This is a genomic window from Achromobacter ruhlandii (assembly GCF_002082135.1).
Lineage (GTDB): Bacteria > Pseudomonadota > Gammaproteobacteria > Burkholderiales > Burkholderiaceae_B > Achromobacter > Achromobacter ruhlandii.
On the sequence record NZ_CP017433.1, the window covers coordinates 4,954,330 to 4,974,306 of the forward strand.

At 68.3% G+C, this 19,977-nt stretch carries 19 protein-coding genes; 13 read left to right on the plus strand and 6 right to left on the minus strand.

Annotation, left to right across the window (positions count from 1 at the left end; translation table 11 throughout):
* Window positions 1-3: 3 nt before the first annotated feature.
* Entirely contained in the window at window positions 4-345 is a 342-nt protein-coding gene (locus AruCF_RS22415; RefSeq protein ID WP_049076267.1) for a helix-turn-helix domain-containing protein, read from the minus strand.
* A 732-nt stretch (window positions 346-1,077) separates the two neighbouring features.
* On the opposite strand from AruCF_RS22415, the gene AruCF_RS22420 reads away from it, so the two are divergent.
* The gene (locus AruCF_RS22420) at window positions 1,078-1,893 is read left to right on the plus strand and encodes a winged helix-turn-helix domain-containing protein (RefSeq protein ID WP_049076269.1); all 816 of its coding nucleotides are present in this window, start codon (window positions 1,078-1,080) and stop codon (window positions 1,891-1,893) included.
* A gap of 435 nt (window positions 1,894-2,328) precedes the next feature.
* Window positions 2,329-3,528, plus strand: a complete 1,200-nt coding sequence (gene kch / locus AruCF_RS22425) for a voltage-gated potassium channel protein (protein WP_372363346.1) — start codon at window positions 2,329-2,331, stop codon at window positions 3,526-3,528.
* A gap of 33 nt (window positions 3,529-3,561) precedes the next feature.
* Here the strand turns inward: kch and AruCF_RS22430 are convergent, their stop codons facing one another.
* The 3 genes from AruCF_RS22430 to AruCF_RS22440 form a co-directional block, all read right to left on the minus strand.
* Window positions 3,562-3,942 (minus strand): DUF4156 domain-containing protein, encoded by a 381-nt coding sequence (locus tag AruCF_RS22430; protein WP_049076271.1) that lies wholly within the window; start codon window positions 3,940-3,942, stop codon window positions 3,562-3,564.
* A gap of 90 nt (window positions 3,943-4,032) precedes the next feature.
* Window positions 4,033-4,266, minus strand: coding sequence for a helix-turn-helix domain-containing protein (locus AruCF_RS22435; RefSeq protein WP_049076273.1), 234 nt, complete (start codon window positions 4,264-4,266; stop codon window positions 4,033-4,035).
* A complete protein-coding gene (locus AruCF_RS22440) occupies window positions 4,266-4,919 on the minus strand; it encodes a hypothetical protein (RefSeq protein ID WP_049076275.1) in 654 nt (217 codons plus the stop codon). Before AruCF_RS22440 ends, AruCF_RS22435 begins: the two co-directional genes overlap by 1 nt.
* A 96-nt stretch (window positions 4,920-5,015) precedes the next feature.
* Between AruCF_RS22440 and AruCF_RS22445 the strand changes: the two genes are divergently transcribed.
* The gene (locus AruCF_RS22445) at window positions 5,016-5,258 is read left to right on the plus strand and encodes a hypothetical protein (protein ID WP_049076277.1); all 243 of its coding nucleotides are present in this window, start codon (window positions 5,016-5,018) and stop codon (window positions 5,256-5,258) included.
* Between the two features lie 4 nt (window positions 5,259-5,262).
* On the opposite strand, the gene AruCF_RS22450 is transcribed toward AruCF_RS22445, so the two are convergent.
* Together AruCF_RS22450 and AruCF_RS22455 are read right to left on the minus strand one after the other, a co-directional pair.
* Complete coding sequence (locus tag AruCF_RS22450; protein ID WP_049076279.1) at window positions 5,263-6,831, minus strand: EAL domain-containing protein; 1,569 nt, start codon at window positions 6,829-6,831, stop codon at window positions 5,263-5,265.
* Between the two features lie 132 nt (window positions 6,832-6,963).
* Window positions 6,964-7,566 (minus strand): TetR/AcrR family transcriptional regulator, encoded by a 603-nt coding sequence (locus tag AruCF_RS22455; protein ID WP_049076280.1) that lies wholly within the window; start codon window positions 7,564-7,566, stop codon window positions 6,964-6,966.
* 227 nt (window positions 7,567-7,793) lie between these two features.
* Between AruCF_RS22455 and AruCF_RS22460 the strand changes: the two genes are divergently transcribed.
* The 10 genes from AruCF_RS22460 (at window position 7,794) to AruCF_RS22505 (ending at window position 19,955) form a co-directional block, all read left to right on the plus strand.
* Window positions 7,794-9,314, plus strand: coding sequence for a PHA/PHB synthase family protein (locus AruCF_RS22460; protein ID WP_053086026.1), 1,521 nt, complete (start codon window positions 7,794-7,796; stop codon window positions 9,312-9,314).
* A gap of 2 nt (window positions 9,315-9,316) precedes the next feature.
* Complete coding sequence (locus AruCF_RS22465; protein ID WP_049076282.1) at window positions 9,317-10,810, plus strand: efflux transporter outer membrane subunit; 1,494 nt, start codon at window positions 9,317-9,319, stop codon at window positions 10,808-10,810.
* Window positions 10,807-11,874 carry an HlyD family secretion protein gene (locus tag AruCF_RS22470; RefSeq protein ID WP_049076285.1) on the plus strand — a complete coding sequence of 356 codons (1,068 nt, stop codon included), beginning with the start codon at window positions 10,807-10,809 and terminating at the stop codon, window positions 11,872-11,874. The genes AruCF_RS22465 and AruCF_RS22470 overlap by 4 nt, the downstream gene beginning before the upstream one ends.
* Window positions 11,874-14,627 carry a ribosome-associated ATPase/putative transporter RbbA gene (rbbA, locus tag AruCF_RS22475; protein WP_049076286.1) on the plus strand — a complete coding sequence of 918 codons (2,754 nt, stop codon included), beginning with the start codon at window positions 11,874-11,876 and terminating at the stop codon, window positions 14,625-14,627. Before AruCF_RS22470 ends, rbbA begins: the two co-directional genes overlap by 1 nt.
* A gap of 3 nt (window positions 14,628-14,630) precedes the next feature.
* Window positions 14,631-15,758 carry an ABC transporter permease gene (locus tag AruCF_RS22480; protein ID WP_049076288.1) on the plus strand — a complete coding sequence of 376 codons (1,128 nt, stop codon included), beginning with the start codon at window positions 14,631-14,633 and terminating at the stop codon, window positions 15,756-15,758.
* A 44-nt stretch (window positions 15,759-15,802) separates the two neighbouring features.
* Complete coding sequence (locus AruCF_RS22485) at window positions 15,803-16,276, plus strand: hypothetical protein (protein ID WP_372363347.1); 474 nt, start codon at window positions 15,803-15,805, stop codon at window positions 16,274-16,276.
* Window positions 16,266-17,012, plus strand: a complete 747-nt coding sequence (gene phbB / locus AruCF_RS22490) for an acetoacetyl-CoA reductase (protein WP_049076293.1) — start codon at window positions 16,266-16,268, stop codon at window positions 17,010-17,012. Before AruCF_RS22485 ends, phbB begins: the two co-directional genes overlap by 11 nt.
* 354 nt (window positions 17,013-17,366) lie before the next feature.
* Complete coding sequence (locus AruCF_RS22495) at window positions 17,367-18,803, plus strand: cytochrome ubiquinol oxidase subunit I (RefSeq protein ID WP_049076294.1); 1,437 nt, start codon at window positions 17,367-17,369, stop codon at window positions 18,801-18,803.
* A gap of 4 nt (window positions 18,804-18,807) precedes the next feature.
* Window positions 18,808-19,815 (plus strand): cytochrome d ubiquinol oxidase subunit II, encoded by a 1,008-nt coding sequence (gene cydB / locus AruCF_RS22500; protein WP_049076295.1) that lies wholly within the window; start codon window positions 18,808-18,810, stop codon window positions 19,813-19,815.
* Complete coding sequence (locus AruCF_RS22505; RefSeq protein ID WP_080977493.1) at window positions 19,815-19,955, plus strand: DUF2474 family protein; 141 nt, start codon at window positions 19,815-19,817, stop codon at window positions 19,953-19,955. Before cydB ends, AruCF_RS22505 begins: the two co-directional genes overlap by 1 nt.
* Window positions 19,956-19,977: the final 22 nt, after the last annotated feature.

A 19,977-nucleotide genomic window follows, 5' to 3' on the forward strand; every position in this document is an offset into this window, starting at 1 on the left:
CGACTATTCGCCGCGCGCCTTGATGTAGGCCGCCAGTACCTGTTCGATCTGGCGCTTCTCCTGCAGGCTCAGGCGCGCATAAGTGGCGTACGACACCGTTTCGAAGGGCCAGGGCGGCGCTTCGGCGCGGCCGTCGGCGCTGGCGACGGTTTCGACATGACCGGCGTCGAGCATCGGCCCCTCGCCGGTGCTGAGCCACATGGGATTGACCCTCAGCGCGCGGGTCAGCTTGATGAGCGCATCGCTGGAGGGTTGCAGGCGCTGGCCGCTTTCATAGTTGCCGATGGCGCTTTGCGACAGGTTGCTCGCGACTGCCAGGTCCTTCTGTGTCCATCCCTGAAGCATTCTTGCATTGCGCAGACGATGGCTAAACGTGTCCAATCGATCAACCTGAGACATTAATATGAATTTATTTATTTGATTAAAACATCTCAATACTGCCGTCAAATAAACGGATTACACCCCAATTCCGTGGCTAATCCGTAAATCGCGGCAAGCCCCGCGGCCCACGCCCGTCCCCACCGCCGCGCCATCGCGACCCGCTTCGCGGCACCGCAAAAAAACCATTGCTATCATCGGCTTGCGTCCATGCCCGCGATGCGCGCCCGAGCTCTCCTCGCACGCCCGATGGCCACACGACGGGGATAAATCCGGGCGAGTTTATGTGCTTTCCGGGATTGAAAATAGAAAATAATGTATCGGTAATACTTAATATCTTATTGTCGCAGCGGCGCAAACGAACAGCGTTTCAAGCGCTTCGCGGCAATACGCCCGACCGCCACTGTTACCAGCAGAAACTACAGAAACTTATCTTCACAAAAAAACACGCCCGTGTTTAAATGAAACACGGGCGTGACTTCCATGCGGAATCGGATCCTCGGCGGCCAGGGCGCAACGCGCCCGAGCCAAGCGCCGCCCAGACCCCGACCGCGGCCGCGGCCCAGACGCGGATCAACACAGTTCAGACCTTCGCCCGCCACCAGACAACACCGCCAGATGCCGCCACATCATGGCGCAGCACAGGGAGAGGGGCATGACACGCAGGAATCACGCGGTCGCAGGCGCAGGCGGGCATCCATGAACAACACCCTCGATGTCATCTTTCTCGGCCGCGACGGCGCCCACCACATCGGGCTGGTCGAGGCCCTGTCGCATCTGGGCTTCAGCGTGCGGCGCTGCCACGACCTGGCCGACGTCTACGACCGCTATTCGCGCCGCCCCAGTCCGCTGGTCATCCTGGAAGCGCCCCTGCCGGATATCCACAACGCCGCCGTGCGGCTGCGCGCCATCGACCGCAGCCTGGGCATCGTCGCCATCGCGCCGTTCGGCTCCCAGGAAAACCGCATCCGCACCCTGCTGTGCGGCGCCGATGCCTGCCTGCCGCCGGAGGTGACGGGACTGGAGCTGGCGGCGGTGCTGCAGGCGCTGGTGCGGCGCGCCGTCGGCCTGGACCTGTCCGACCCGGTGGTCGAGCCGGCGCACGACGAACCGCAACAGGAAACCTGGCGGTTGGCCAACAAGGGCTGGACCCTGATCAGCCCCGTCGGCCGCAGCCTGGGGCTGACCACGGGCGAACGGGATTTCCTGACACGGCTGGTCAAGGCGCCCGACCGCAAGGTCAGCCGCGATGCCTTCTATCCAGACGGGGCCGAGGATGCCGACGGCGTCATCACGCGGCGCCGCTTCGTCGATGTGATGATCAGCCGCCTGCGGCGCAAGGCGACCGCCCACCACATGACGCTGCCGATCCGCGCCGTGCATGGCTGGGGCTACATGTTCGCGGCGGATATCGCGCTGGAACTGGATCCGCGGGAGGCTGGGGAGGAAGGTCGTCCGGAAGGACAGGAGGATTGGCGCCGCGACACGGTGGATGCGAACGCGCCATCTTATTGATACGCTATGGGGCGGCTGGCGCGAGGCGAAAAAAACGCGGCGCTGCCCCGAAGGTAAGACGCCGCGCTAAAACAACACGTGAGCCTGGAGTCATCAGCCGGCACTGATGCCTTCTACCTAGATCACGCGATTCCAACATTCGTGCCTCATACTACTCACGCACGGACTGGCCGTGAGCCCGGCCGGGGTCTCTAGTCCCCACCCAAGCTGCAGCGTGATAACGCCCGGGGATTTGTCCGCCCTGGCTGCTGGCGGGCTTATCGCCCGTATCAGCGGCGTTCCTTTCGGATAGCCGCGTGATGAAAGAAGTTTAGGACGTCGGGCCCGATTCAAGTAATTCTTTGTTGATAGCCTTCTATACATATTGGATATAGCAAGCTCCACGCGGGCGCCTATAGAATGCAGGCAAAGGATGCCCCCGCCATGTTCAATCCCCTGACCGGTCTCGCGCGCCGCGTGCGCCGTGTGTTCTCCCTGGTTCCGCCCAACTGGTGCCTTGCCATCCTGGTGGCTCTGGACGGGTATGCCTTCATGCATCCGGTGCTGCGCGAAGTGCGCGCGCGCGAATATTCCTTCTGGCTGGCGCTGGACAACTGGCATGACGTGATGCAGGTGGTGGGCCTGCTGGAGATCCCGCGGCTGGTGCTGGGCGTGGGCCTGCAGATCATCGCCATCGGGCTGATCCTGAAGGCGCGCATCGCGTGGGCCTTCTCGCTGGTGCTGCTGATCGGCATCGGCACCTTCGCCATCCTCGGCGAGGGCGGACGGGCCGGGCTGGGCATCTATACCTTGGTGCTGGTGGTCGCGCTAGTCGCCTACTGGCGCCGCTTCGACCGCGCCAGCGTGACCGCGGGTTCGCTCTTCGCCCTGGTCAGCATCGTTTCGCTGCTGATCTACGCGGTGTTCGGCACGCTGTACCTGGGCGAGGAATTCAACCCGCCCATCAAGGACGCGGCGACCGCGCTGTATTTCTCCATCGTCTCGATGTCGACGGTGGGCTATGGCGACATCACGCCGCACAGCAACGCGGCGCGGCTGTTCACCGCGTCGATTATCATTCTTGGCATCACCGTCTTCGCCACCTCCGTCAGCGCGATCGCCGGCCCGGTGATCGGCGGCAACCTGAAGCGGCTGGTCAAGGGCCGGTTTTCCAACGCCATGAGAAAAAACCACATCATCATCGCCGGCGCCACGCCACTGGCCCTGAGCGTCTACGACGGCCTGCGCCGCCGCGGCGACGAGGTCACGGTCATCGTGCCCGCCGGCGCGCCGCAGGAATACCCGGCGGCCACGGACCTGATCGAAGGCGATCCGTCCAGCGTCGAGGTGCTGCGCAGCGCGGGCGTGGCCCGCGCGCGCTATGTGCTGGCGCTGCGCGAGGACGACGCCGAAAACGCCTTCATCGTGCTGGCCGCCAAGGAGGCCACCGGCGAACAGGGCGCCAAGACCGTGGCCCTGGTCAACACCAGCAAGCACCTCGAAAAAATCCGCCGGGTGCAGCCCGACCTGGTGTTCTCGGTGCAATTGCTGGGCGCGGAATTGCTGACGCGCACCATCAACGGCGAACCCCTGGACAGCCAGTCCATCACAGACCTGTTCTTCGCCAAGGCCGCGCCGCAGGCCAAGGCCGGCTGATCCGGCCGGCGCGGCGCGCCGTTCCCCACGGCGTCAACCACAGCGGTAGACGTTGCCCGACAGCGTGACGTTAGTCTGCTCCAGGTGATCCTTGCCGCCGGTCTGGCCGGCACGCTGCGTCAACAGATACACCACGTTGCCACCCATCGCCGCGGCGCGGTTCTTCAAGTCGTTGCGCGCGCCCGTCTCAAGATCGGCGTTGGAGGTGATCGCCCCCGCCAGGAAATTGCCCTGGCTGCCGGTGACGTCGCCCAGGAATACGCACTCCTTGCCGGGCTCGTTGTGGGTGATGCGCACGCTGGCGGCGGCGCCTGGCGCCAGCGCGGTTGGCGCGCAGGCCGCCAGCGTGGCGACGCAGGCCAGGAGGGAAGCGAGGCGCAACGTATCGCGGGACAGCGCGGACAAAGTTTGCATGACAGCAGGCATCCATCAAAAGGACGTGGAAAGCCGGCGCCTGGCCGCAAACCGGGCGCTGGAACGGAAAGCCACAAAAGGGGAATGACGTCAGTCGGGCTCTGCATCGCCCGGCGCCGGGCCGGATTGGTATTCGAGCAGGTCGCCGGGTTGGCATTGCAGCACTTCGCAGATGCGCTCCAGCGTATCGAAACGCATGCCCTTGACCTTGCCCGACTTGAGCAGCGACAGGTTCGGCTCGGTAATACCGATCTCCTGCGCCAGCTGGCGCGCTTTCATCTTGCGCTGCGCCAGCATCACGTCCAGCCGTACGATGATCGCCATCAGATGAAACCCCGATTCTCTTCCGCGACCCGGGCCGCCTCTTCCATGGCCCAGGCCAGCGAGAACAACAGGCCGCCGAGCAGGGCCAGCAGGATGTCGCTGACATCGATGTCGATGAGCATGTGGCGTCCGCCCGGCCCGTTGGCCAGCGTCAGGGCCAGCACCAGCACCGTCTTGAGCACCGGCACGGCCGCGCTGAACACGGTGACCAACAAGGCGATGCCGCGCAGGCGGCGCGCGCTGGCGACGGTCAGCACGTCGCCGCGACCGAAGTCGGCGAACATGGCATAGGCATGGGCGATGCCGCGCAAGGCCAGCCCCGCCAGCACGCCGAACAGCGCGAAACCCAGCACCCGGTAGCCCGGCCCCAACTGCAGGCGCGGCACGCTGGCCGGCGAGGCCAGCCCGATGTGCACGCCCTCGGACGCCGGCACCGCCGCCGTGACACCGAGGAAAGAATAGATGCCCCGGGCCAGCACCGCCTCGGAGGTGAAGAACCACATGGCGACCAGAGCGGTCACCAGCAGCACCGCGGCCGCGATCAGCAGGCCGCGCATCCAACGCGACAGGCGGCGGATGCGGTCGAGCCGTGCGCCGCCCTCGGCGGCAATGGCGGATTCATGGGTCGGCGAGGAAGTCAGCGCTGCGGCCAAGGGAGGCTCCGGAACACGTTGCTCGGATGATTAGGTTGCTGTAGTGTAGCAATAAATTATCGTTTCACAATAATTTTTTATCACGAAAGATAAATCATGAAACTCACTCTCGCGGCGCTGGCGCTGCTCGCCGCGCTACTGCTGTTGGGGGTGGCGGTGGCTTGCGCCTGTGGCAATGGCGATGATGCGCGCGAGCACGCGTGCCGGTGCGACGCCCAGGCCGACGCCCCGCGCGCGGCCGGCCCGTGGTCGTTCAGCAATCGCTTCTCGCTGCTGACCCTGCCGCGCCTGACGGTGCCGTTCGTCCACGACGGCGCGGACTGCGCCTGCTGGCGCTAGCGCCTCAAACGGGCGGCGCGCCGCGCATGCGCGGCGCGCCCGCATTCTCGGCATACCAGCGCACGAAATCGGCCGACCGCATGGGCCGCGCGAACAGGTAGCCCTGGATGAAGGCCACGCCGCGGCTGGTCAGGTAATCGAACTGCTGCGGCGTTTCCACCCCTTCGGCCACCACCGCCAGGCCCAGCCGGTGCGACAGCGTGATGATCACGTCCAGTACCGGCGCCTCTTCGCCATCGGCCTGGATGGCCTGCACGAAGCCTTTGTCGATCTTGAGATAGTCGACCGGAAATTTCTGCAGGTACGACAGGGAGCAATGGCCCGTGCCGAAATCGTCGATGGCCACGAACACGCCCTGTCCGCGCAGCGCGTCGATGTTGGCGCGGGCCTGGCCGTTGTCGGTGATCAGGCTGCGCTCGGTGATTTCCAGCACCATCAACGACGGCCGGATGGCGGCGCGAAAGGCCTGCACGTCCGCCACCAGCGTCGGGCAGGACAGGTGCTCGGGCGCCACGTTCACGGCGATATGGAAGTCCGGCGGCGTCGCCCAGCCTTGCATGTCACGCTGGATCAGCTTGAGCAGATGCTGCGTCAGCGGCACGATCATGTCCTCGGCCTCCGCCGCCGCGATGAAGATGTCGGGCCGCACCGCCCCCACGCCGGGCCGGTCCCAGCGCATCAGGGCCTCGGCGCCCTCGCAGCGGCCGGTGGCCTGGCCATACACCGGCTGGTACTCGACATGGAACTCGTCGGCCAGCATGGCGCGACGCAGCTGTTCCTTGAACGATTGCCGGTTCACCTGCAGCCGGTAGGCGCCGAAGGCCAGCAATGCGCCGCACAGCATGGCGACGGGCAGATACGTGAGCAGCAGCTGCTGCCAGGCGCGCACCACGGTTTCGGCGGGCGCCATCACCCTGACGACCAGGTCGCCGTGACCGGCCACCGGCTCGGCCGACTCGAACAAGCGCTCGACGGCGGCCGCTCCCCATGCGTCATTGCGGATGGGCGCGCCGCCGCCCAACGAGACCTCCAGCTGGTAAGCCCCCAGCGACGACACTGCATTGAGCAGGTCTTGGACGTAGCGTCCGTCGACCACCACCACGCCGCCCCGGCCGTCCTCGCCGGCCATGCCCAGCAGCAGGGCCGACCGCTCCGGCGCCAGCGGTGTGCCGGCCACGCTGACGAACCATTGCGTCGGCGGCGTGCCGACAGGCCAGCGGTGGAACGCGCCGGTCTCATAGTCCACCTCGCCCAGGGCCGACGAGCAATAGATGTGTTCTTGCTTGACCAGCAACAGCGAACGGAAATACGGATTGAGCGTGCCCCAGCGATACAGGTCGGCGCGCGCGGTCTGGCAGGGCTGCGCCGACAGGGCCGTGACGCGCGGCAGGATATCGAGGGCGCGGGCCAGGATCTGCTCGGTCTGCACCCGCACGATCCGCCCCGCCGTGGCGGCCTCGGCGCGTTCGGTGCTCAACGCGTGCAGCCAGGTCCAGCCGATGCAGCCGAGCACGGGCAGCACCAGGGCCAGCGCCACCGGAAAATAGCGCCAGGACGGCACGCGGACCGTCATTCCTGAAGTGGGCACATCGTCCTCGCAGCGTCAGTCGTGGGGGTGACGCAAGGATACAGGGAGGCCGCACCCCGCGCATCATGACGGCACCGTCGCCCGGCGGCCATGCCGGGCGGATTTCCATGCGTGTCGCTACAGCAGATCGCAGATCAGCGCCACGTGCGCCTCGCGCCGCTGCGGCAGGTTGAGGCGTTCATCCGGTCCCAGCAGGATCGCCATGAAGATGGCGTGGACCACCGGCGACAACAGCAGCCACGGGTGCCGCAACGCGGCGCCGTCGCCGCACAGGCCGCGCGCGCGGGCCAGTTCCAGCAATTGCGCGATGTCGGCCTGGTGGGCGTCGGCGGTCTGTTCGCGCCAGCGGCGCGCCAGGTGCGGCACGCGCAGGCTTTCGGCTAGCAGCAGGCGCATGGCGGCGATCATGGCGGGGTTGGCGAGGCTGGCATAGAGATGATTGACGAGCCGCTCGGCCAGGTGGCGGGGGCTGGAGGAGCCTTCGACCAGGGCGCGGGCGTCGAGACGGGGCGGACAGAGGTAGCGCGCCAGCAGCGCCTCGAAGACCTCTTCCTTGCTGGCGAAGTGCGCGTACAGGCCTCCCTTGGACAACCCCGCGCGCAAGGCGATGTCGTCCATGCGGGCGCCGGCATAGCCGGCGGCCGAGAACTCCTGCAGCGCGGCGTCGAGGATCTGCCCGACGCGCACGGTCGGAGGGAGACGCAGACGTTGCGTGCTCATCACCACTGCTCCCTGTGCGAATTGGCGCGCGGACGCACCGCCGGCCAACCGCTCCATTAAAAACCGACCGGTCAGTCGTTAGCTTGATCCTGATCAAGGATTGATCAGGCAGGCGGCGGCACAATGGTTTCGAAGTCGGATTTGTCCGACGCCAGGCCACAAGCCCGGTTGCGCGACGATCCGTCCCCACGCGAGGCAATCCCGCCCCCGTGCGCCCCGGAGCCCTCATGCCGATCACGCCCCCGCCAGCCCCCCAGCAGAATGCGGCGCACGCAGGCCGGTTCGATGACGACGCCTGGCGGCAGTGGCCCTTTGCGCTGTGGTGCCAGGGCTTCATGCAGGCCGAGCAGGGCTGGGACACGTTTGCCCGCGCCCTGCCCCTGGCCGACCCGCACCAGCGCGCGCTGGCGGCCTTCGCCGCGCGCCAGTGGCTGGAACCGCTGGCGCCCGACAACAATCCCTATACCAACCCCCTGGTGTGGCGCCAGACGCTGGAAGAAAGCGGCGCCAACCTGCTGCGCGGCGCCTGCCACGCCTGGGAGGACGGCCTGCGCCAGTGGGCCGGGCTGCCGCCCGCCGGCGCCGAACACTTCCGCCCTGGCCACGAGGTTGCCGCCACCCCCGGCAAGGTAATTCTGCGCAATCACCTGGCCGAGCTGATCCAGTACCGGCCCGCGACCGGCCGGGTGCGGCCCGAGCCGATCCTCATCGTGCCGGCCTGGATCATGAAGTACTACGTGCTCGATCTGTCGCCCCACAACTCGCTGATCCGCTATCTGGTCGGCCAGGGCTACACGGTGTTCTGCGTGTCATGGAAGAACCCCACGGCGGCCGATCGCGATCTGGGCCTGGAGGATTACCTGCGCCTGGGCGTGCGCGAGCCGCTGGCGGCGATCGAGGCCATCGTGCCCGGCGCCAGGGTACATGCGACGGGCTACTGCCTGGGCGGCACCCTGCTCGCCATGGCCGCCAGCGCCATGGCGCGCGACGGCGACCGCCGCCTGGCCAGCCTGAGCCTGCTGGCGGCGCAGACCGACTTCAGCGAACCCGGCGAGCTGGGCCTGTTCATCGATGCCTTCCAGGTTGCGCTGATGGAGGCCGAAATGACGGCGCTGGGCTATTTCCCGGCGCGCCAGATGAGCGGCGCGTTCCAGCTGTTGCGCGCACGCCAGTTGGTGTGGTCGCGCATGACCAGCGAATACCTGCTGGGCCAGCGCCGCCCCATGACCGACCTGCAGGCCTGGAACGCCGACGCCACCCGCATGCCCGCGCGCATGCACGGCCAGTACCTGCGCCACCTGTACCTGGACAACGACCTGGCCGCCGGCCGCTTCGCCGTGGATGGCCGACCGGTGCGACTGGAGGACCTGAGCCTGCCGATCTTCTGCGTCGGCACCGAGACGGACCATGTGGCGCCGTGGCGTTCGGTCTACAAGCTGCACGGCCTGTCGCCGGCCGCGCTGACGTTCGTGCTGACCAGCGGCGGCCACAACGCCGGCATCGTCAGCGAACCGGGCCATCCGCGGCGGCGCTTTCGCAGCCTGCTGCGCGCGGCGGGACAGCCGGCGCTGACCCCGGAGGCCTGGCTGGCGGCGGCCACGCCGCATGAAGGCTCGTGGTGGCCGCATTGGCGCGACTGGCTCGACGCGCTGTCCGGCCAGCCGGTCCGCCCCCCCGCCCTGGGCGCCGCGCGCAAAGGCTATCCCGCGCTGGACGACGCGCCCGGCGCTTATGTGATGGAGAAATGAGCATGACCCGCCGCCCCCTTTCGCGATGGCGCGCCGCCCGGCTGGCGCCGGTGGCCCTGGCCGTGCTGCTGGCGCAGGGCTGCGTGTCGATGGCGCCGCAATACGCGCGGCCCGCGGCGCCGGTGGCCGCCACCTACCCCGATCAGGCCGCCACGCCCGGCGGCGCGGCGCTGAGCGCGGCCCGGATCGACTGGCGCGGCTACTTCACCGATCCCGTGCTGCAAGGGCTGATCGGCGACGCCCTGGCGCACAACCGCGACCTGCGCGTGGCCCTGCTGCGCGTCGAGGAGGCGCGCGCGCTCTATGGCATTCAACGCGCCGACCAGTTCCCCACCATCGGCCTGCGCGCGGACGGCACCCGCGCCCGCACCCCGGGCGACCTGAACGTCACCGGCCAGCCGCAAGTGGCCAGCCAATACCAGGCCGGCGTCGGCATGGCGACATGGGAGCTGGACTTCTGGGGCCGCGTGCGCAGCCTCAAGGACGCCGCGCTGGAGAACTACCTGGCGTCCGACGCCGCCGCCGAAGCCGCCACGCTGACCCTGATCGCGCAGGTTGCCGACAGCTATCTGTCGCTGCGCGAACTGGATGAGCGACTGGCGCTGACGCGCGCGACGATCGCTTCGCGCGAGGAGTCGCTGCGCATATTCCGCCGGCGCTACGAAGTCGGCTCGATCTCGAAGCTGGACCTGACGCAGGTCGAGACGCTGTGGCAGCAGGCCCGGGCGCTGGGCGCCGATCTGGAACAGGCCCGCGCCACCCAGGCCCATGCGCTGGAGCTGCTGACCGGCCAGCCCCTGACGCTGCCGCTGCCGCGCGCCGGCCTGGACGACGACAGCGTCATGCGCGACCTGCCGGCCGGACTGCCGTCGGACCTGCTGACCAACCGGCCCGACATCGTCGCCGCCGAACACCAGCTGCACGCGGCCAACGCCAACATCGGCGCGGCCCGCGCCGCCTTCTTTCCGCGCATCACGCTGACCGGCGCATTCGGCACCGCCAGCGCCGAACTGGATGGCCTGTTCGGCAGCGGCAGCCGCGCCTGGAATTTCGCGCCCAGCATTGACCTGCCGATCTTCGACGCCGGACGCCGCGGCGCCAATCTCGACCTGGCCGAAGTCCGGCGCGATCAGGCCGTGGCCAGCTACGAGCGCGCCATCCAGGGCGCCTTCAAGGACGTTGCAGACGCCCTGTCGGCGCGCCGGTGGCTGGCCGAACAGGTCCAGGTATTGCGCGCCACCGTGGACGCGCAGGCCGAACGCGCGCGCCTGGCCAAGCTGCGCTACGACCACGGCGCCTCGCCCTATCTTGAGGTCCTGGACGCGCAGCGCGACCTGCTGGCCGCGCAGCAGACGCTGGTGCAGACCCGCCGCGCCCTGCTGTCGGCCCGCGTCGGCCTGTATGCCGCGCTGGGCGGCGGCACGCAGGCGCGCGCCGCCGCCCAGCCCGCGACCCCGCCTGGCCCCCTGCCGCTCAACACAGGATCCGCATCATGAAGTTGCCCACCCGAAAACTGATTCCCCTGCTCGCGATCGTGGCCGTGGCGGCCGCCGGCTACTACGGCTGGCGCCTGCTGTCCGACACCGGCCCCGGCGCGGGCTTCGTCAGCGGCAATGGCCGCATCGAGGCCACCGAGGTCGACGTCGCCACCAAGCTGGCCGGACGGGTCCAGGACGTGCTGGCGGCCGAGGGCGATTTCGTCAGCGCCGGCCAGCCGCTGGCCCGCATGCAGATCGACACGCTGCAGGCCCAGCGCGAGGAAGCGCGCGCCCAACACCAGCAGGCCATCAACAACGCCGCCAGCGCCAGCGCCCAGATCGCGCAGCGCGAGAGCGACAAGCTGGCGGCCGAGGCCGTGGTGGCGCAGCGCGAAAGCGAGCTGGACGCCGCGCGCCGGCGCCTGGCGCGCTCCGAGACCCTGTCCAGGGAGGGCGCCTCGTCGATCCAGGAACTGGATGACGACCGCGCCCGCATGCGCAGCGCGCAGGCCGCCGTCAACGCCGCGCGCGCCCAGGTCAAGGCGGCGCAAGCGGCCATCGACGCCGCCAAGGCGGCTCAGGTGGGCGCCCAGTCGGCGGTCAACGCGGCGCTGGCCACCATCGCCCGCATCGAGGCCGACATCGCCGACAGCGAGCTGCGCGCCCCGCGCGACGGCCGGGTGCAGTACCGCGTGGCGCAGGCCGGCGAAGTGCTGGGCGCGGGCGGCAAGGTGCTGAACATGGTCGACCTGGCCGATGTCTACATGACCTTCTTCCTGCCGGAACAGGCGGCCGGCCGCGTCGCGCTGGGCCAGGACGTGCGCATCGTGCTGGACGCGGCGCCACAGTACGTGATTCCCGCCAAGGTGTCGTTCGTGGCCAGCACCGCGCAGTTCACCCCCAAGACCGTCGAGACCGCCACCGAGCGCCAGAAGCTGATGTTCCGCGTCAAGGCGCAGATCGATCCCGACCTGCTGCGGCAGCACCTGCAACAGGTCAAGACCGGCCTGCCCGGCGTGGCCTGGCTGAAACTGGATGCCGACGCGCAGTGGCCCGCCAACCTTGAAGTCAAGGTGCCGTGATGGCCGCGACCACGACGGCCTCCCCCGCTCCGGTGGTCAAGCTGTCGGGGGTATCGCTGCGCTACGGCAAGACGCTGGCGCTGGACGCCATTTCGCTGGACATCCCCGCCGGCCGCATGGTCGGCCTGATCGGCCCGGACGGCGTGGGCAAGTCGAGCCTGCTGGCGCTGATCGCGGGATCGCGCGCGGTGCAGGAAGGCGCCGTCGAGGTGCTGGGCGGCGACATGGCCGACAAGCGCCACCGCGATGACGTCTGCCCGCGCATCGCCTACATGCCGCAAGGCCTGGGCAAGAATCTCTACCCCACCCTGTCGGTGGAAGAGAACCTGCAATTCTTCGGCCGCCTGTTCGGCCATGGGGAGGCCGAGCGCCGCCGCCGCATCGACAGCCTGACGCGCAGCACCGGCATGGCCGCGTTCCTGTCGCGCCCGGCGGGCAAGCTGTCCGGCGGCATGAAGCAGAAGCTGGGCCTGTGCTGCGCGCTGATCCACGACCCCGACCTGTTGATCCTGGACGAACCCACCACCGGCGTCGACCCGCTGGCGCGGGCCCAGTTCTGGGACCTGATCAATCAGATCCGGCGCGAACGCCCGGGCATGAGCGTGATTGTCGCCACCGCCTACATGGACGAGGCGCAGCGCTTCGACTGGCTCATCGCCATGGACGACGGCCGGGTGCTGGCCACCGGCACGCCCGACGAACTGCGCCAGCGCACCGGGGCCGACTCGCTGGAGGCCGCCTTCATCGCGCTGCTGCCCGAAGAGAAGCGGCGCGGGCACAAGCCGGTCGAGATCACGCCGCTGGCGCTGGGCGATGACGCGCCCATCGCCATCGAGGCGCGCGACCTGACCATGCGCTTCGGTGATTTCGTCGCCGTGGACCATGTCAACTTCCGCATCCGCAAGGGCGAAATCTTCGGCTTTCTGGGCTCCAACGGCTGCGGCAAGTCCACCACCATGAAGATGCTGACCGGCCTGTTGCCGGCCAGCGAAGGCCAGGCCTGGCTGTTCGGCGCCGAGGTCGATCCGCGCAACCTCGACACGCGCCGCCGGGTCGGCTACATGTCGCAGGCGTTTTCGTTGTACGGCGAGCTGACCGTGCGCCAGAACCTGGTGCTGCACGCGCGCCTGTTCCACGTGCCCGAAGCGGACATCCCCGGCCGCGTGGACGAAATGGTGGCGCGCTTCGAACTGGGCGAAGCGCTGGACGATCTGCCCGAGAAGCTGCCGATGGGCGTGCGCCAGCGCCTGTCGCTGGCGGTGGCCATGGTGCACAAGCCCGAGCTGCTGATCCTGGACGAGCCGACCTCGGGCGTGGACCCGGTGGCGCGCGACAACTTCTGGCGCCTGCTGATCGCGCTGGCGCGGCAGGACCAGGTCACCATCTTCATCTCGACCCATTTCATGAACGAGGCGCAGCGCTGCGACCGCATGTCGCTGATGCACGCCGGCAAGGTGCTGGTAAGCGCCGCTCCCGACGAAATCACCCGCATGCGCGGCGCGAAGACGCTGGAGGAAGCCTTCATCGCCTACCTGATCGACGCGGGCGCGGGCACGGCGCCCGACGCGTCGCCGGCGATCGAACCGGCGCCCGTCGCGCAAGCGCCGGAACCGGTGCACGCGCCGCGCGGCTTCAGCCTGCAGCGCATGTTCAGCTACATGTGGCGCGAGGCGCTGGAACTGCGCCGCGATCCGGTGCGCGCCACGCTGGCGCTGGCCGGCTCGCTGCTGCTGATGTTCGTGATCGGCTTTGGCATCAGCCTGGACGTGGAAGACCTGCGCTACGCGGTGATGGACCGCGACCAGACCGCGCTGAGCCAGAACTACAGCCTGAACCTGGCCGGCTCGCGCTACTTCATCGAGCAGCCGCCGATCACCAGCTACCAGGACATGGATGCCCGCATGCGCAGCGGCGAACTGTCGCTGGCGATCGAGATTCCGCAGGGTTTCGCGCGCGACGCCGCGCGCGGCCGCGATGCCCAGATCGGCGTCTGGATCGACGGCGCCATGCCGCAGCGCGCCGAGACCATCCGCGGCTACGTGCTGGGCATGCACCAGGGCTGGCTGCAACAGCAGGCGCGCGAACGGCTGGGGGCCGGCGCCACGCAGCAGGTCGGCATCGAGACGCGCTTTCGCTACAACCCCGACGTGCGCAGCCTGCCGGCCATGGTGCCGGCCGTGATCCCGCTGCTGTTGCTGATGATGCCGGCCATGCTGACCGCGCTGGCGGTAGTGCGCGAAAAGGAGCTGGGTTCGATCATCAACCTGTACGTCACGCCGGTGACGCGGCTGGAATTCCTGCTGGGCAAGCAGGCGCCCTACGTGGCGCTGGCGATGCTGAACTTCCTGCTGATGACGCTGCTGGCGGTGACGCTGTTCGGCGTGCCGATCACCGGCAGCTTCCTCACGCTGCTGGCGGCCGCGCTGATCTACAACGTGGTGGCCACCGCCATCGGGCTGCTGGCCTCCACCTTCACCCGCAGCCAGATCGCGGCGCTGTTCTTCACCATGATCGGCACGCTGGTGCCGGCGGTGCAGTTCGCCGGCCTGCTCAACCCGGTGTCGTCGCTGGAAGGCGGCGGCAAGCTGATCGGCCAGGTCTACCCCGCCACCCACATGCTCACCATCAGCCGCGGCGTGTTCAGCAAGGCGCTGGATTTCTCCAACCTGCAGGGGTCGTTCTGGCCCCTGATCGTCGCGATCCCCGTGATCCTGGGCGCGTCGGTGCTGCTTCTGAGAAAGCAGGAGACCTGAACCATGCCGCGACATGCCGCCAATATTTTCCGCCTGGGCGTCAAGGAACTGTGGAGCCTGGCGCGCGATCCCATGATGCTGGCGCTGATCTTCGTGTCGTTCACGCTGATGATCTACACGGCCGCCACCGCCGTGCCCGAGTCGCTGCACAACGCGGCCATCGCGGTCGTGGACGAGGACGTCTCGCCGCTGTCCGCGCGCATCACCTCGGCGTTCTACCCGCCGCACTTCACGCGGCCGGCGATGGTCACCTCGGCCGAGGCCGACGCGGGCATGGACGCCGGGCGCTACACCTTCGTGGTCAACGTGCCGCCGAACTTCCAGCGCGACGTGCTGGCCGGCAGGCCGGCCGAGATCCAGCTGAACGTGGACGCCACCCGCATGAGCCAGGCGTTCACCGGCAGCAGCTACATCCAGCAGATCATCACCGACGAGATCAGCGAATTCGTCAAGCGCTACCGCAAGCCGACCGAGCTGCCGGTGGACCTGGCGGTGCGCATGCGCTTCAACCCCAACCTGACGCAGGCCTGGTTCGGCAGCCTGATGGAGATCATCAACAACGTCACGATGCTGTCCATCATCCTGACCGGCGCGGCGCTGATCCGCGAGCGCGAGCATGGCACCATCGAGCACCTGCTGGTCATGCCGGTTACGCCGACCGAGATCATGCTGGCGAAAGTCTGGTCCATGGGGCTGGTCGTCCTGGTGTCGGCTGCGCTATCGTTGACATTCGTCGTGCGTGGCCTGCTGCAGGTGCCGGTCGAGGGATCGGTGGCGCTGTTCCTGGCCGGGGTGGCGCTGCACCTGTTCGCGACCACCTCCATGGGCATCTTCATGGCCACCCTCGCGCGCAGCATGCCGCAATTCGGCATGCTGCTGGTGCTGGTGCTGCTGCCGCTGCAGATGCTGTCCGGCGGCACCACGCCGCGCGAGAGCATGCCGGACTTCGTGCAGAACATCATGCTGGCCGCGCCCACCACCCATTTCGTGGAACTCGGCCAGGCAATTCTCTTTCGTGGCGCCGGCCTTGGCGTCGTATGGCAACCGTTCCTGGCGCTGGCGCTGATCGGCAGCGTCCTGTTCGCCTTCTCGTTGACCCGTTTCCGCAAGACCCTCAGCCAGATGGCGTGAGGCCTGTGCATTCGTTGCCCCTTACCACTCTTTTAAAAGGACGCATCATGAAGAAGACCACCGCTTCCACGCCCCAGGACCTCGCTGGCGCCAATGCCGCCTACTGCCAGCGCCTGGGCGAACTGGCGCGCGAAAGCCAGCAGCGCTGGCTGCAGCTGGGCCAGCGCCTGGCCAGCGACGGCACCGGCCAGTACCTGTCGACCCTGGCGCCGCTCAAGCTCGACGGCAACTGGCAGAACATCGCCCCCGCGCTGGGCGAGGTCACGCGCAAGCAATGGCAGTGTCAACTCGAGGCCAGCCAGGCCATCACCCACGCCGCGCTGGAAGACCAGGCGGCGCTGGCCGCGGGCGTCAGCGAGGCGGTGAGCGGCTGGCTGCGCAACGCCTCGGCCGCGGCCAGCGGCGGCCTGGCGGAGTCGCCGCTCACGCGCATGTGGTCATCGTATTGCGAACAGATGACCTCGGCCTGCTCGGCCATGCGGGAAGCCAGCCAGTTCGGAGCGCGCCATGGCGAATAAACGCACCGCGCTCGTGACTGGCGGCACCGGCTGCCTGGGACGCGCCATCGCCCGGGCCCTGCTCGACGCCGGCCATGACGTCATCGTTACCTGCCACTCCAACGAGGCGGCCACGCGCGAATGGCTCGACGAGGAGGCGGCCGCCGGCCGCCGCTACGACATGGCCAAGGTCGACGTGGCCGACTACGACTCGTGCCAGGCGTTGGCCCAGCGCCTGGCGGACGAGGGCCGCCAGATCGACATCCTGGTCAACAACGCCGGCATCACCCGCGACGCCAGCCTGCGCAAGATGAGCTACGCGGACTGGAACGACGTGCTGCGCAGCAATCTCGATTCGATGTTCAACATGACGCAGCCGCTGTGCGGGCCGATGGCCGACCGCGGCTGGGGACGCATCGTCAACATCTCCTCGGTAAACGGATCCAAGGGCGCCTTCGGCCAGACCAACTACGCCGCCTCCAAAGCCGGCATCCACGGCTTCACCAAGTCGTTGGCGCTGGAACTGGCCAGTAAAGGCGTCACGGTCAACACCGTGTCGCCGGGCTACCTGGCCACGCGCATGGTCGAGGCGGTGCCGCAGGAGGTGCTCAAGGAGAAGATCCTGCCGCAGATTCCACTGGGCCGGCTGGGCCTGCCCGACGAGATCGCCGCGCTGGTGGCATTCATCTGCAGCGACGCGGCGGCGTTCATGACCGGCAGCAATGTCGCCATGAACGGCGGCCAGCACATGTACTGACTGGGCGGCGCAACGCAGGCCGGCGCCGCGGATTGCGCGCGCCGCGCGCGGCGGGACACGAATGCCCTTTGCCCTGCCCCGGCGGCAGGATCAGGCAGCACAGCGGTCCCGCTGTGCTGTCTTTTTTGTAACGGCGGGATCTGGCCCTTTTCATGAAAACGGCCGGTCTTCCCTATGACGACGCGCCATTTCCACGTCAGCGCCCGCCAAACTGATCCGCTTTTTTCGCCACCTTCTGAATCTGTACTGCTCAACAGGGCCGGCCTATCTTGACGCTACAGGCACCAGCCTGTCCGCGCGCGCCGCCCGGTGGCGGCAGGAACGCGCGGGCCTTGAAGTCAGGAATCACCCGCCATGGATAGCGACGCGCTACTGCTTGCCCGAATACAGTTCGGATTCACCATTTCCTTCCACATCATCTTTCCGGCCATCACCATCGGCCTGGCCAGCTACCTGGCCGTGCTCGAAGGCTGCTGGCTGCGCACCCGCAACACCGTCTACCGCGACCTCTACCACTTCTGGACCAAGATCTTCGCCGTCAATTTCGGCATGGGCGTGGTGTCCGGACTGGTGATGGCGTACCAGTTCGGCACCAACTGGAGCTTCTTTTCCGATTTTGCCGGCAGCGTCACCGGGCCCCTGCTGGCCTACGAGGTGCTGACGGCCTTCTTCCTGGAGGCCGGCTTTCTCGGCGTGATGCTGTTCGGCTGGTCGCGCGTGGGCCCGGGGCTGCACTTCTTCTCGACCATCATGGTGGCGCTGGGCACGCTGGTGTCGGCCACCTGGATCCTGGCGTCCAACAGCTGGATGCAGACCCCCGCGGGCTACGAGATCCTGGACGGCCGCGTGGTGCCGACCGACTGGCTGGCGGTGATCTTCAATCCCTCGTTCCCCTACCGGCTGGCGCACATGGGCATCGCGGCGTTCCTGGCCACCGCGCTGATGGTGGGCGCGTCCGGCGCCTGGCACCTGCTGCGCGGCGACCGCAGCCCGGCGGTGAAAAAGATGTTCGCGATGGCGATGGCCATGCTGGCGGTCTCGGCGCCGCTGCAGGCCGTGGTGGGCGACTTCCATGGCCTGAACACGCTCAAGCACCAGCCCGCCAAGATCGCCGCGATCGAAGGCCATTGGGAAAACGAGCCGGGCGCGGGCGTGCCGCTGACGCTGTTCGGCATTCCCGACATGGAGCGCGAAGAGACCCGCTACGCGCTCAACGTGCCGCGCCTGGGCAGCCTGATCCTCACGCATAGCTGGGATGGCCAGTTCCCCGGCCTGAAGTCGTATCCGCCCGAAGACCGCCCCAACGCCACCGTGGTGTTCTGGTCGTTCCGCGTGATGGCGGGGCTGGGCATGCTGATGATCCTGCTGGCCGGCTGGGCGCTGTGGGCGCGCTGGCGCGGACGGCTGTACCAGTCGCGCGCGCTGCAGCGTTTCGCGCTGTGGATGGGGCCGTCGGGGCTGGTGGCGATACTGGCGGGCTGGTACGTGACCGAGATCGGCCGCCAGCCCTGGGTCGTCTACGGCGTGATGCGCACCGCCGACGCCGCCACCCGCCACGGCCTGGGCGAATTGACGCTGACGCTGGCGCTGTTCGTGGTGGTGTACCTGTTCGTGTTCGGCGCCGGCGTGTCGTACATGCTACGCCTGATCCGCATGGGCCCGACGCCGGCGCCCGGCCACGCGCCGCTGTCCGGCGGCCCGGGCGAACCGCGCCAGCCGTCGCGGCCGCTGTCGGCCGCCTCCACCTCGGCGGACGCCCCGTCCGCGCAACCTGGATTCAAAGGAGCCTGAGGCCATGGGCATCGACCTTGCATTGATATGGGCCGTCATCATCCTGTTCGGCGTGATGATGTACGTGGTGATGGACGGCTTCGACCTGGGCATCGGCATCCTCTTTCCGCTGATCGGCGACGCCGAGGAACGCGACGCCATGGTCAACACCGTCGCCCCCGTGTGGGACGGCAACGAGACCTGGCTGGTGCTGGGCGGCGCGGGCCTGCTGGCCGCGTTTCCGCTGGCGTATTCGGTGATCCTGAGCGCGCTGCACCTGCCGCTGGTGTTCATGCTGCTGGGCCTGATCTTCCGCGGCGTGGCGTTCGAGTTCCGCTTCAAGGCCGACCCGCGCCACCGCGCGCTGTGGGACCGCGCTTTCGTGCTCGGCTCGCTCTGCGCCACCTTCTTCCAGGGCGTGACGCTGGGCGCCTACATCGAAGGCATCCCGGTGGTCGACCGCGTCTACCAAGGCGGGCCGTGGGACTGGATCAGCCCGTTCTCGCTGTTCACCGGCGCGGGCCTGGTGGTGGCGTATGCGCTGCTGGGCTGCACCTGGCTCATCATGAAGACCGAGGGCCGGCTGCATCGCCACATGTGCGCGCTGGCGCGGCCGCTGACGCTGGCGCTGCTGGCGGTGATCGCCGCGCTCAGCGTGTGGACGCCGCTGGCGCAGCCGCATATCGCCCAGCGCTGGTTCAGCCTGCCCAACATGTTCTGGTTCCTGCCGGTGCCGCTGCTGGTGGCGGCCGCCGGCATCGACCTGATGCGCCGCGTGCGCGGCGCGCCCGCCGCGGGACCGTTCGTGCTGGCGCTGTGCCTGGTGTTCCTGGGCTACAGCGGCCTGGGCATCAGCATCTGGCCGGCCGTGATCCCGCCCGACGTGTCGATCTGGACCGCGGCCGCGCCGCCGCAGAGCCTGGGCTTCGCCCTGGTCGGCGCGCTCGCCATCATTCCGATTATCCTGATGTACACCGCCTGGTCCTATTACGTGTTCCGCGGCAAGGTGCGCACCGGCGAGGCGTTTCACTGATGGCCGCGCCGACCTCCCTGCCCTCCTGGCGCAGCCGGCTGCTGTGGCTGCTGTTGATCTGGGCCGGCGGCGTGGCGTCCCTGGGCCTGGCCGCCGGCGCGCTGCGGCTGGTGATGCGCGCCATCGGCATGTCGACCTGAACCGCCGTCTTCCACGGATCCC